Source organism: Streptomyces sp. NPDC051569, assembly GCF_044454085.1.
Lineage (GTDB): Bacteria > Actinomycetota > Actinomycetes > Streptomycetales > Streptomycetaceae > Streptomyces.
Genome location: NZ_JBITDJ010000022.1, coordinates 84,801 through 99,720 on the forward strand (window position 1 = coordinate 84,801; position 14,920 = coordinate 99,720).

Below are 14,920 nucleotides of genomic sequence, written 5' to 3' on the forward strand. Positions count from 1 at the left end.
TCAGGACAGGCCCAGCTCGTCGTCCAGGAGCGCGAACACGTCGTCGTCCGAGGCCTCGTCGAGGTCGAACTCGCCGCTGTCCGGCTTCGCGTCCTGGCGCAGTTCCGCCCACTTCGTCCTGAGTACCTCGATCCGTCCGGCGATGTGCTTGTACTCCTGGGCGTCGACAGTCATCTCCGTGATGGCCTTCTGCAGACCGTCGAGCGCGGCGAGCACCGATCCGGCGCCGGTGACCTCCTCGGTCACCAGCTGGGAGCGGAGGTGGTCCACGACGTCGGCCGGGGTGGGGTAGTCGAACAGCAGGGTGGCCGGCAGGCGCAGCCCGGTGGCCGCGTTGAGCCGGTTCCTGAAGTCCACGGCGGTCAGGGAGTCGAAGCCCAGCTCCTGGAACTGGCGCTTGGCTCCGATCGCCGTCCCGTCCGCGTGTCCGAGGACGACGGCGGCCTGGTCGCGGACCAGCCGGAGAAGAACGTCGAGACGCTCCTCCTCGGTCAGTCCGGTCAGGCGCCGGGCGAGTGTGTCGGCCGACTGCGGAGCCGCCGTGGCCGCGCGCCGGGACGGCGCCCGGACGAGGCCGCGCAGCAGGGCCGGGATCTCGCCCTGCGCGCGGAGCGCCGCGAGATCCAGCCGTACGGGCAGTGCCAGCGCCGCCTCGCCGGTGGCCGCCGCGTCGAAGAGGGCCACGCCCTGCTCGACGGAGAGCGCCGGCATACCCGAGCGCGCGAGGCGCCGCATGTCCTCCTCGCTCACGCTCCCGGTCATGCCGCCCACCTGGTCCCACGGGCCCCAGGCCAGCGACACACCCGGCAGACCCTCGGCCCGCCGACGCTCCACCAGAGCGTCCAGGAACGCGTTAGCAGCGGCGTAATTCGCCTGCCCCGCACCACCGAACACCCCCGCCACCGACGAGAACACCACGAACGCCGACAGATCCAGATCCCGCGTCAACTCGTGCAGATGCCACGCGGCATCCACCTTCGGCCGCAGCACCGTCTCCAGACGCTCCGGCGTCAGCGAACCGATCACACCGTCGTCCAGCACCCCGGCGGCGTGGACCACCGCCGACACCGGGTGTCCGGAGTCCACGGCCGCCAGTACGCCGGCCAGCGCGGACCGGTCGGCGACGTCACAGGCCGCGGCCGTGACCTCGGCGCCGAGCTGTTCCAGCTCGCCGACGAGGGTCGCGGCGCCCTCGGCACCGGGGCCCCGGCGGCTGAGCAGCAGCAGCCGGCGTACTCCGCGCTCCGCGACGAGGTGCCGGGCCAGTACCGCGCCCAGACCCCCGGTGCCGCCGGTGATGACGACGGTGCCGCCCCGCTCCCAGTCGTGTGCGGTGACGGTCTCGGGGAGGGACACGCGATCGAGTCGCGCGGCCCTGACCTCGCCGCCCCGGAGCACCAGTTGCGGTTCGTCCGATACGAGGACCTCCGCCGGCGGGAGCTGCGTGGCGCCGTTCGCGGGGTCGAGGTCCAGCAGGCCGAAGCAGCCGGGATTCTCCGTCTGCGCGGACCGCACCAGGCCCCATACGGAGGCCGCCGCCAGGTCGGCGACGCCGCCGCCGTCCACGGCCACCGCCCCCCGGGTGACGAACACCAGCCGCGAGCCGGTGAACCGGTCCTCGGCCAGCCAGCGCTGCACCTGGGCGAGTGCTCCGGCCGCCACCTCCCGTACGGCTCCGGGCACGGTGTCCGCCGCGTCGCCGAGGACGGGCAGCAGGACGACGTCCGGTACCGGTTCCTCCGAGGCGGCCAGCGACGCCAGGTCGGCGTACGTCTCGACGAGTCCGCCGGACGCGGCCACCTGCCCGGTGAGCGCGAGGTGATCCGGGCCCACCAGGGCGAACGGCTCGGGAGCCGGCGTACCGGACCCGGCCGGGGACGCGGCGGGCACCGGGACCCACTCCAGCCCGAAGAGCGCGTCCCCGGTCGTCGCGGGGGCATTCAACTGCTCCCCGGACACGGCGCGGACAAGCAGCGACTCGATGGAAGCGACGGGAGCGCCCGAGGGGTCGGCCACCGCGACGGAGATCGCGTCGTCGCCGGCCGGGGTGATCCGTACGCGCAGGGCGGAGGCGCCTGTCGCGTGCAGGGACACGCCCTGCCACGAGAACGGCAGCCTGGCGCCGCTTTCCTGGCCTTCCTCGCCGTCCCCGGCGAGCATCGACGCGTGCAGCGCGGAGTCGAGCAGCGCGGGGTGCAGACCGAAGGCCCCGCCGTCCGTGCCGTCCGGCAGGCTCACCTCCGCGAAGATCTCACCGTCCCGCCGCCAGGCCGCCCGCAGCCCCTGGAAGACCGGGCCGTAGGCGAATCCGATCTCCGCGAACCGGTCGTAGCAGCCCTCGGCGTCCAGCGACTCGGCCCCCGTGGGCGGCCACACCGTGGCATCGAAGCCGGTGTCCGTCGCCGGGGCGGCGCCACCGGTCAGGGTGCCGGTGGCGTGCCGCGTCCACGGCGCGTCCTGCGCGCCCTCGGGCCGGGAGTAGACGCCCACCGTGCGGCGGCCCGAATCATCGGGCGTACCGACCGCGACCTGCACCAGGACGGCGCCGTGCTCCGGCAGCGTCAGCGGTGCGGCCAGGGTCAGTTCCTCGACGCGGTCGCAGCCGGCTTCGTCGCCCGCCCGTACGGCCAGTTCCAGCAGGGCCGTACCCGGCAGCAGCACCGTGCCCATGACGGCGTGGTCGGCCAGCCACGGATGCGACTGCACGGACAGTCGTCCGGTGAACAACACGCCCTGTCCGGAGGCCAGTTCGACCGCCGCACCGAGCAGGGGGTGCGCGGCGGAGCCCAGCCCCGCCGCGCGCACGTCACCGGCACCGGACGGCGAACCGGCCGGCCAGTACCACTGGTGCTGGAAGGCGTACGTGGGCAACTCGACCCGCCGCGCGCCCGCACCGGCGAAGAACGCCGCCCAGTCCACGGTGGCGCCGTGGGCGTGCGCCCGGGCCAGCGCGGTGAGGGCGGTCAGCTCCTCGTCCCGGTTCTTGCGCAGGACCGGGACGGTCAGCGCGTCGTCCGGTACCGACTCCTGGGCCATGGCGGAGAGCACCCCGTCCGGGCCCAGTTCGAGGAACGTCACCACGCCCTGCTCGCTGAGTGTCGCCACGCCGTCGGCGAAGCGGACGGCTTCGCGGACGTGCCGGACCCAGTACCCGGCCGAGCAGAGTTCTTCGGCCGTGGCCAGTGCTCCGGTCAGGTTGGAGACCACCGGGATACGGGGCGCTGTGAAGGACAGGTCCTCGGCCACCGTACGGAACTCGTCGAGCATCGGGTCCATCAGCGGCGAGTGGAACGCGTGCGAGACGCGCAGCCTGGTCGCCTTACGGCCCTGAGTCTCCAGCTGTGCGGCGACCGCGAGGACCGCGTCCTCACTACCCGACACCACGACGGAGGACGGGCCGTTGACCGCCGCGACCGACACCTCGCCCGACAGCAGCGGGGTGACTTCCTCCTCGGTGGCCTGGACGGCGACCATCGCACCACCGGCGGGCAGCGCCCGCATCAGCGACGCGCGGGCCACCACGAGGCGGCAGGCGTCCTCCAGCGAGAACACCCCCGCCACATGCGCCGCCGCGATCTCACCGATGGAGTGCCCCGCCACGAAGTCCGGCGTCACACCCCACGACTCGACCAGCCGGAAGAGAGCGACCTCGACCGCGAACAACGCCGGCTGGGTATAGCCCGTGTCGTTCAGCAGCTCAGGGTCGTCACCCCAGATGACCTCACGCAGCGGACGGTCCAACTGGCCGTCCAGCTGGGCCAGTACGGCGTCCAGCGCGTCGGCGAAGGCGGGGAAGCGCCCGTACAGCTCACGCCCCATCCCCAGCCGCTGCGAACCCTGACCCGAGAAGAGCAGCGCGGTCTTCCCACCACTGATCGATCCCGAGACGGACAGGGGGTCCGGCTCACCGGCCGCCAGCGCGGCCAGCGCCCGCGCGGTCTCCGCCGGATCACCCGCCAGCACCACCGCACGGTGCTCGAACACCGACCGGCCCGTCGCGAGCGAGAACCCGATGTCCAGCGGCCGGGAGCCGGCCGTGCCCTCCAGCAGCGGCAGCAGCCTCGCCGCCTGGGCGGCCAGTGCCTCCGGCGTCTTGCCGGACAGCACCCACGGGACCAGACCGGTCGAAGGATCGGCCGGCGCGGGCTCCGAAGTGTTCTCGGTCACGGACTCGGGCTGTTCCAGGATGACGTGCGCGTTCGTCCCGCTGATACCGAACGACGAAACACCCGCACGCCGTACGCGGTCGCTCTCGGGCCAGGCGGTCTGCTCGGTCAGCAGCTCCACCGCGCCTTCGGTCCAGTCCACGTGCGAGGACGGCGCGTCGACGTGCAGCGTCCGCGGGAGGACCCCGTGCCGCATCGCCATCACCATCTTGATCACGCCCGCGACACCGGCGGCCGCCTGCGTGTGACCGATGTTCGACTTCACGGAGCCCAGCAGCAGCGGGCGCTCCGGGTCACGGTCCCGGCCGTAGGTCGCCAGCAGTGCCTGCGCCTCGATCGGGTCGCCCAGTGTCGTGCCCGTACCGTGCGCCTCGACGACGTCCACGTCGCCCGTGGCGAGCCCGCCGCTGGCCAGAGCCTGGCGGATGACCCGCTGCTGCGAAGGACCGTTCGGGGCGGTCAGACCGTTCGACGCACCGTCCTGGTTCACCGCCGAGCCACGCATCACGGCCAGGATCTCGTGGCCGTTGCGCAGGGCGTCCGACCGGCGCTCCAGCACCAGCATGCCGACACCCTCCGCCCAGCCGACACCGTCGGCCGAGTCGGAGAACGCCTTGCACCGGCCGTCGGGCGACAGACCCCGCTGCCGCGAGAACTCCACGAACGTGCCGGGAGTCGACATCACCGTCACACCACCGGCCAGCGCCAGCGAGCACTCACCACCGCGCAGCGCCTGGGCCGCCAGATGCATCGCGACCAGCGACGACGAGCAGGCCGTGTCCACCGTCATGGCGGGGCCTTCCCACCCGAAGGTGTAGGAGACCCGGCCCGAGGCCACGCTTCCCGCGCTGCCCTGGCCCTGGTGGCCTTCGTACTCCTTGCCGCCCAGCGTGGTCCCGTAGTCGTTGTACATGACGCCGGCGAAGACGCCCGTGGCGCTGCCGCGCAGCGACTGCGGATCGACTCCCGCCCGCTCGACGGCCTCCCACGACGCTTCGAGCAGCAGGCGCTGCTGCGAGTCCGTGGCCATGGCCTCGCGCGGGCTCATCCCGAAGAACGCGGGATCGAACGCGCCCGCCTCGTGCAGGAAGCCACCACTGCGAGTGGTGGACGTCCCGACGTGGTCGGGGTCCGGGTCGAAGAGTCCGTCCACGTCCCAGCCTCGGTTGACCGGGAAGCCGGAGATCGCGTCCGTGCCCTCCGTGACCAACTGCCACAGGTCCTCCGGCGAGGTCACCCCGCCCGGGAAGCGGCAGGCCATCCCGACGACCACGATCGGATCGTCGGCGAGCGGCGGCAGCAGCCGGACCGGGACCGACACCTCGTCCTCGGTGCCGAACAGTTCGTCCCGCAGATGGTCCGCCAGCGCCCGCGCGGTCGGGTAGTCGAAGATCAGCGTGGCGGTCAGCCGCAGGCCGGTCACCGTGCTGAGCCGGTTCCGCAGCTCGACCGCCGTCAGCGAGTCGAAGCCGAGGTCCCGGAACTGGGCGGTCGCGTCCACGGCTACCGCGCCGCTGTGACCGAGTACCAGGGCGGCCTGACCCCGTACGAGGTCGAGGAGTTCGGCCTGCCGTTCGGCGGGGGCCAGTCCGGCGAGCCGCTGCGCGAGGCCGGTCGCGGTGGCCGCTCCGGCCGCCGCCGTCCGGCGAGCGCGTGTACGGATCAACGAGCTGAGCACCGCCGGTACTTCACCCTGCGTACGGAGTACGGAGAGGTCCAGCCGCACCGGTGCGACCAAGGCCTCACCGGTGACCAGCGCCGCGTCGAAGAGGGCCACGCCCTGCTCGACGGAGAGCGCCGGCATACCCGAGCGCGCGAGGCGCCGCATGTCCTCCTCGCTCACGCTCCCGGTCATGCCGCCCGCCTGGTCCCACGGGCCCCAGGCCAGCGACACACCCGGCAGACCCTCGGCCCGCCGACGCTCCACCAGAGCGTCCAGGAACGCGTTCGCAGCGGCGTAATTCGCCTGCCCCGCACCACCGAACACACCCGCCACCGACGAGAACACCACGAACGCCGACAGATCCAGATCCCGCGTCAACTCGTGCAGATGCCACGCGGCATCCACCTTCGGCCGCAGGACCTTGTCGAGACGCTCCGGCGTCAGCGAACCGATCACACCGTCGTCCAGCACCCCCGCCGTGTGCACCACGGCGGTCAGCGGATGCGCGGCCGGCACCGACGCCAGCAGCTCGTGCAGAGAGGACCGGTCGGCCACGTCGCACGCGGCGACCGACACATCCGCTCCCCGGGCGGTCAGCTCGGCGACCAGCTCCGCCGCGCCGGGCGCCTCGGCGCCCCGCCGGCTCGCCAGCAGCAGATGCCGTACGCCGCTCTCGGCCACCAGGTGCCGGGCGAGCACACCGCCCAGCCCACCGGTGCCGCCGGTGATCAGGACCGTGCCTTCGGCGTCCCAGTCGGGTGCCGTGCCGGTCTCACCGACGGGCACCCGGGTCAGCCGTCCGGCACGGATCTCACCGTCGCGGAGCAGCAGTTGCGGTTCGCCGGACGCGAGAGCGCCCGGCAGCCCGGCGGCGGAGCCGTCCTCGGCGTCGAGGTCGACCAGGCCGAAGCTGCCCGGGTTCTCCGTCTGCGCGGACCGGACGAGACCCCGGACCGAGGCCGCCGCCACGTCGACGGCACCGCCGCCGCCGTCAGCGACCGCGCCCCGCGTCACGAACACCAGCCGCGAGCCGGTGAACCGCTCGTCGGCCAGCCACGACTGGACCAGCGCCAGAGCGTCGGTGGTCAGCTCGTGCGCCGACCCCGCCGTCTCCGCGCCGTCCTCACCGGTGATGCCGACAAGTACGACGTCCGGCACCGGGTTCTCTCCCGCCGCCAGCGACGCCAGGTCGGCGTGCGGCTCGACGACCGTGCCGGACTCGGCCAGCGGGCCGGCGAGTCCCAGCGCGTCCGCGCCGAGTACGGCGACCGGCCCCGCCAGGCCGGACGCGGTCGGTACCGGGGTCCAGGTCAGCTGGAACAGCGCGTCCCGGCTCAGCGCCCCGGTCGCGCTCAGCTGGTCGCGGGCCACGGCCCGTACGAGCAGTGAGTCGACGGAGGCGACGGGTGCGCCGGAGGGGTCGGCGACGGCGATCGCCAGAGCTCCCTCACCGGCGGGGGTGATCCGTACCCGCAGTGCGGAGGCGCCCGTCGCGTGGAGCGACACGCCCTCCCAGGAGAACGGCAGTGCGCCCTCCTCACCGTCACCGGCGAGCAGCGACGCGTGCAGCGCCGAGTCGAGCAGCGCGGGGTGCAGACCGAACGCGTCACCCTCCGTACCTTCCGGAAGGCTCACCTCCGCGAAGATCTCGTCACCCGCACGCCATGCGGCGCGCAGGCCCTGGAAGACGGGGCCGTAGGCGAAGCCCGCTTCGGCGAAGCGCTCGTAGCAGCCCTCGACGTCCAGCGCCTCGGCGCCCGTGGGCGGCCACACCGTGGTGTCGAAGTCCGTGGGCGCCGTGGAGGCTCCCTCGGCGAGGACACCCATGGCGTGCTGCGTCCAGGACACATCCGCCGCGCCCTCAGGCCGCGAATGCACGGTGAGGGTGCGCCGGCCGGCGTCATCGGCGACGCCGACGCGCACCTGCGTCTGCAGGGCGCCGTGCTCGGGGAGGGTGAGCGGCGCGGCGAGGGTCAGTTCCTCGACCCGGTCGCACCCGACCTCGTCACCCGCCCGGAACGCCAGCTCCAGCAGCGCCGTCCCCGGCAGCAACACCGTACCCATGACCGCGTGATCAGCCAGCCACGGATGCGACCGCACCGAGAGACGGCCCGTGAAGAGGACGCCCTCGCCCTCGGCCAGCTCGACCGAGCCGTTGAGCAGGGGGTGTTCGGCGGACGTGAGTCCGGCCGCCGCCCCGCCCGCCAGGCCGAGCGGTCCGGCCGGCCAGTACCACTGGTGCTGGAAGGCGTACGTGGGCAACTCGACCCGCCGCGCGCCCGTCCCGGCGAAGAACGCCGCCCAGTCCACGGTGGCGCCGTGGGCGTGCGCCCGGGCCAGCGCGGTGAGGGCCGAAGCCTCCTCGGGCCGGTCCTTACGCAGGACCGGGACCACGACTGCGTCGTCCGTGACGGACTCGCGTGCCAGAGCGGAGAGCACCCCGTCGGGACCGAGTTCCAGGAACGTGACGACATGCTCGTCGGTGAGGGTACGTACCCCGTCGGCGAAACGGACCGCTTCGCGGACGTGCCGCACCCAGTACCCGGCCGAGCACAGCTCCTCGGCCGTGGCCAGTCCACCGGTCAGGTTCGACACCACCGGGATACGCGGCGCCATGAAGGACAGGCCCTCCGCCACCGTACGGAACTCGTCCAGCATCGGGTCCATCAACGGCGAGTGGAACGCGTGCGAGACCCGCAACCGGGTCGCCTTACGACCCTGACCCTCCAGCTGTGCGGCAACCGCGAGAACCGCGACCTCACTACCCGAAACCACCACCGAAGAAGGCCCGTTGACCGCCGCGATCGAGACCCGGTCGGACAACTCGGACAGCAGCGGGGTGATCTCGTCCTCGGTCGCCTGGACCGCGACCATCGCACCACCCGAGGGCAGCGCCCGCATCAGCTTCGCCCGCGCGACGACCAGACGGCTCGCGTCCTCCAGCGAGAACACCCCCGCCACATGCGCCGCCGCGATCTCACCGATCGAGTGACCGGCCACGAAGTCCGGCGTCACACCCCACGACTCGACCAACCGGAACAGCGCCACCTCAACGGCGAACAACGCCGGCTGCGTGTAACCCGTGTCATTCAGCGCGTCGGCGTCCTCGCCCCAGATCACCTCACGCAGCGGACGGTCCAACTCACCGTCCAACTGGGCCAGTACGGCGTCCAGCGCGTCGGCGAAGGCGGGGAAGCGGCCGTACAGCTCACGCCCCATCCCCAGCCGCTGCGAACCCTGACCCGAGAAGAGCAGCGCGGTCTTCCCACCACTGATCGATCCCGAGACGGACAGGGGGTCCGGCTCACCGGCCGCCAGCGCGGCCAGCGCCCGCGCGGTCTCCGCCGGATCACCCGCCAGCACCACCGCACGGTGCTCGAAGGCCGCCCGGCCGGTGGCCAGGGAGAACCCGACGTCCACGGGGCGCGTTTCGGGGCTCGTCTCCGCCATGGAGAGCAGCCGGGCCGCCTGGCCGCGCAGTGCCTCGGGCGACTTGCCCGAGAGGACCCACGGCACCACACCCGGCTCGATGGCGGGGGTTTCGGTGCTGTGCAGCACCGTTCCCTGGATGACCGTGGCCGGCTGCTCCAGGATGACGTGCGCGTTCGTCCCGCTGATACCGAACGAGGACACACCGGCGCGTCGCGGGCGCCCGCTCTCGGGCCAGGCGGTCTGCTCGGTCAGCAGCTCCACCGCGCCTTCGGTCCAGTCCACGTGCGAGGACGGCGCGTCGACGTGCAGCGTCCGCGGGAGGACCCCGTGCCGCATCGCCATGACCATCTTGATCACGCCCGCGACACCGGCGGCGGCCTGCGTGTGACCGATGTTCGACTTCACGGAGCCCAGCAGCAGCGGGCGCTCCGGGTCACGGTCCCGGCCGTACGTCGCCAGCAGTGCCTGCGCCTCGATCGGGTCGCCCAGTGTCGTGCCCGTACCGTGCGCCTCCACCGCGTCGACGTCACCGGCGGACAGTCCGCCGCTGGCCAGAGCCTGGCGGATGACCCGCTGCTGCGAAGGACCGTTCGGCGCGGTCAGACCGTTCGACGCACCGTCCTGGTTCACCGCCGAGCCGCGCACGACGGCGAGGATCTCGTGGCCGTTGCGTACGGCGTCCGACCGGCGCTCCAGCACCAGCATGCCGACACCCTCCGCCCAGCCGACACCGTCGGCCGAGTCGGAGAACGCCTTGCACCGGCCGTCGGGCGACAGACCCCGCTGCCGCGAGAACTCCACGAACGTGCCGGGGGTCGACATCACCGTCACACCACCGGCCAGCGCCAGCGAGCACTCACCACCGCGCAGCGCCTGCATGGCCCAGTGCATGGCGACCAGGGACGACGAGCACGCGGTGTCCACCGTGACGGCGGGACCTTCGAAGCCGAAGGTGTAGGAGACCCGGCCCGAGGCCACGCTGGGCGCGCTGCCCTGGCCCTGAAGGCCCTCGAACTCCTTGCCGCTGAGGGTGCTGCCGTAGTCGTTGTACATCACCCCGGCGAAGACACCGGTCGTGCTGCCACGCAGGGAGCCGGGGTCGATGCCGGCCCGCTCGATGGCCTCGTAGGAGGTCTCCAGCAGCAGTCGCTGCTGCGAGTCGGTCGACATCGCCTCGCGGGGGCTCATCCCGAAGAACGCGGGGTCGAACGCGCCCGCGTCGTGCAGGAAGCCGCCCGAGCGGGTGTAGGACGTCCCGGCGTGGTCGGGGTCCGGGTCGAACAGCGCGTCCACGTCCCAGCCTCGGTTGACCGGGAACGCGGAGATCGCGTCCGTGCCCTCGGTGACCGCCCGCCACAGGTCCTCCGGCGAGGCGACCCCGCCCGGATACCGGCAGGCCATCCCGACGACCACGATCGGATCGTCGGCGAGCGGCGGCAGCGAGGACACCGGGACCTCGACCGCCGCCTCGGTGCCGAACAGTTCGTCCAGCAAGTGGTCCGCCAGCGCTGTCAGGGTCGGGTAGTCGAAGACCATCGTGGCGGGGAGTCGCAGGCCGGTCACGGTGTTCAGCCGGTTCCGCAGCTCGACCGCCGTCAGCGAGTCGAAGCCCAGGTCCCGGAACGCCCGTGCCGCGTCGATGTCGGCGCCGCTCGCGTGGCCCAGGACAAGGGCCGCCTGGCCCCGGACGAGGTCCAGGAGAACTTCGTGGCGGTCCGTCAGGCCGAGGCGGCCGAGGCGCTGGACCAGATCGGCGTCCGCGCCCGATCCGGTGATCGCGGCCCGGCGTGAAGGCGTACGGATCAGTCCGCGCAGCAGGGCCGGGATCTCGCCCTGCGCCCGGAGGGCCGGCAGATTCAGCCGCACCGGCACCGCGGCGGGTGCACCGGTGGCCAGCGCCGCGTCGAACAGGGCCGTTCCCTGCTCGACGGAGAGCAGCGGCATGCCGCCTTCCTCGGCCCGGCGCACATCGCGGTCGGTGAGACCGCTGGTCATGCCCACGCCCTGGTCCCAGGGGCCCCAGGCGAGGGAGACGCCGGGCAGGCCCTCGGCCTGCCGGTGCGCGGCCAGCGCGTCCAGGAACGCGTTCCCCGCCGCGTAGTTGGCCTGTCCGGCGCCGCCGAACACGCCGGACACCGAGGAGAACACCACGAAGGCGGTCAGGTCCAGGTCACGGGTCAGTTCGTGCAGATGCCACGCCGCGTCCACCTTCGGCCGCAGCACCGTCTCCAGACGCTCCGGCGTCAGCGAACCGATCACACCGTCGTCCAGCACCCCCGCCGTGTGCACCACAGCCGTCAGCGGATGCGCGCCCGGCACCGACGCCAGCAACTCCGCCACAGCGGAACGATCAGCCACATCACACGCCGCCACCGACACCTCGGCACCCGACTCCGCCAGCTCCGCCACCAACTCCGCCGCACCCGGAGCATCCGCACCCCGACGACTCGTCAACAACAGATGACGCACCCCACGCTCAGCCACCAGATGCCGGGCCAGCACACCACCCAGACCACCGGTACCACCCGTGATCAACACCGTGCCCCCGGCATCCCAGGCGGGAGCCGTCGCGAGGTCGGCGAGGGGCATCCTGGCCAGGCGTCCGGCACGGACCTCACCGTCCCGGATCACCACCTGCGGTTCGTCGAGGGTGAGAGAGCGCGACAGCCGGGCGAACGTCTCGTCCCCGGTACCGAGGTCGATCAGGCCGAAGCTGCCGGGGTTCTCCGTCTGGGCGGACCGCACCAGGCCCCACACCGAAGCCGCCGCCACGTCGGTGACGGCTTCGTCGCCGGCGCCCACGGCGCCTCGGGTGACGAACACCAGCCGCGAACCGGCGAACCGCTCCTCGGCGAGCCATTCCTGCACCGAGGTCAGGGCGCCGGTGCTCAGCGTGTGAGCGGATTCCGCCACCTCGGCGCCGTGTCCGGCCGAGCCGGCGACCCCGATCAGGACCGCACCGGGCACCGGGGTCTCCCCCGCCGCCAGCGCCGCCAGGTCGGCGTAGGTCACGGTCTCGACATCGTGGCCCGCCAGTCCTTCGGCCAGCCCGGCCAGGTCGGGACCGACCAGCGCGACCACACCGGAGACCGCCTCGGGGGCGGGCGCCACCGGCACCCAGTCCAGCCCGTACAGGGCGTCACGCGCCAGACCGGCCGCGCCGCTCAACTGCTCGCTCGACACACGCCGTACGAGCAGCGAGTCCACCGAGGCGACGGGGGCGCCGGACGGGTCGGCGACCGCGATCGCCAGAGCTCCCTCACCGGCGGGGGTGATCCGTACGCGCAGCGCCGAGGCGCCCGTCGCGTACAGCGACACACCCTCCCAGGAGAACGGCAGACCACCCGCGCCCTCCTGGCCGTCTCCGGCGAGCAGGGAAGCGTGCAGCGCCGAGTCCAGCAGGGCGGGATGCAGACCGAACCGGGCCGCGGCGCCCTCGGCGCTCTCCGGGAGGCTCACCTCCGCGAAGATCCCGTCACCCGCACGCCAGGCGGCGCGCAGGCCCCGGAAGACCGGACCGTACGCGAAGCCCGCTTCGGCGAAGCGCTCGTAGCAGCCCTCGACATCCAGCGCCTCGGCGCCCGTGGGCGGCCACACCGACGCGTCGAAGTCCGTGGGCGCCGTGGGGGCGCCGACCGCGAGCACACCCGTGGCGTGCCGCGTCCACGACCGTTCGTCGGCGCTGTCGGGCCGCGAGTACACCGCGAGCGTGCACCGGCCGGTGTCATCGGCGGCGCCGACGCGTACCCGCGTCTGCAGGGCGCCGTGCTCGGGGAGGGTGAGCGGCGCGGCGAGGGTCAGTTCCTCGACCCGGTCGCAGCCGACCTCGTCACCCGCCCGGAACGCCAGCTCCAGCAGCGCCGTACCCGGCAGCAGGACCTGTCCCATGACGGCGTGATCGGCCAGCCACGGATGCGACCGCACCGAGAGGCGGCCGGTGAACACCAGGCCCTCGTCCTCGGCCAGTTCGACCGTGGCGCCCAGCAGCGGATGCCCTGCGGAGCCGAGGCCCGCGGCGCGGACATCGCCCGTTCCGCCGAGCGGTCCCGCCGGCCAGTACCACTGGTGCTGGAAGGCGTACGTGGGCAACTCGACCCGCCGCGCCCCCGTCCCGGCGAAGAACGCCGCCCAGTCGGCGGACACGCCCTGCGCGTGAAGCTGGGACAGGGCCGTGACGGCGGCCGTCTCTTCCGGCCGGTCCTTGCGCAGGACCGGGACCACGACTGCCTCGTCCCCGACGGACTCGCGTGCCAGGGCGGTCAGGACCCCGTCCGGGCCGAGCTCCAGGAATGTGACGACGTGCTCGTCGGTGAGGGTACGTACCCCGTCGGCGAAACGGACGGCTTCGCGGACGTGCCGCACCCAGTACCCGGCCGAGCAGAGTTCTTCGGCCGTAGCGACCGCACCGGTCAGGTTGGAGACCACCGGGATACGGGGCGCCATGAAGGACAGGCCCTCCGCCACCGTACGGAAGTCGTCGAGCATCGGGTCCATCAACGGCGAGTGGAACGCGTGCGAGACCCGCAACCGGGTCGCCTTACGACCCTGACCCTCCAGACGGGCCGCGACCTCCAGCACCGCGACCTCATCACCGGAAATCACCACCGACGAGGGACCGTTGACCGCCGCGACCGACACCCGGTCGGACAACTCGGACACCAGCGGGGTGACTTCGTCCTCGGTGGCCTGGACGGCGACCATCGCACCACCCGAGGGCAGCGCCCGCATCAGCGATGCGCGGGCCACCACCAGACGGCTCGCGTCCTCCAGCGAGAACACTCCCGCCACATGCGCGGCCGCGATCTCACCGATGGAGTGACCGGCCACGAAGTCCGGCTTCACCCCCCACGACTCGACCAGCCGGAACAACGCGACCTCGACGGCGAACAGCGCGGGCTGGGTGTAACCCGTGTCGTTCAGCGCGTCGGCGTCCTCGCCCCAGATCACCTCACGCAGCGGACGGTCCAACTCACCGTCCAGCTCGGTCAGTACGGCGTCCAGCGCCTGCGCGAAGACCGGGAAGCGCCCGTACAGCTCACGCCCCATTCCCAGCCGCTGCGAACCCTGACCCGAGAAGAGGAACGCCGTCCTACCGCCCACAGCCGAGCCGGGCACCACCGAAGCGTCCTGCTCACCGGCCGCCAGCGCCGACAATGCCCGCGCGGTGCCCACCGGGTCACCCGCCAGCACCACCGCACGATGCTCGAACACCGACCGGCCGGTGGCCAGGGAGAATCCGACGTCCGCCGGGCGCAGTCCGGGGCTCGTCTCCAGCGCGGACAGCAGCCGGGCCGCCTGGCCACGCAGCGCCTCCGGCGTCTTACCGGACAGCACCCACGGTGCCACCCCCGGCTCGGTCACCGGGGTCTCGGCGCTGTGGAGGACACGGCCCTGGATGACCGGGGCCGGCTGCTCCAGGATGACGTGCGCGTTGGTCCCGCTGATGCCGAACGAGGACACGGCCGCGCGGCGTGCCCGGCCGGTCTCCGGCCACGCGGTCTGCTCGGTCAGCAGCTCCACCGCGCCTTCGGACCAGTCCACATGGGCCGACGGGGCGTCCACGTGCAGGGTGCGCGGCAGCACACCGTGCCGCATCGCCATGACCATCTTGATGATGCCGGCGACACCGGCGGCGGCCTGGGTGTGACCGATGTTCGAC

At 72.9% G+C, this 14,920-nt stretch carries 1 protein-coding gene (running past one end of the window); it reads right to left on the bottom strand.

The window, feature by feature from the left end; all coding sequences use genetic code 11:
- Nucleotides 1-14,920 carry the 3' portion of an SDR family NAD(P)-dependent oxidoreductase gene (locus ACIBAE_RS25520; RefSeq protein ID WP_399289685.1) on the bottom strand. Its footprint extends 17,858 nt past the window's final position, so the window shows 14,920 of its 32,778 coding nt (coding positions 17,859-32,778); its start codon lies beyond the right edge, outside the window — the gene reads right to left on this strand; the stop codon is at nucleotides 1-3.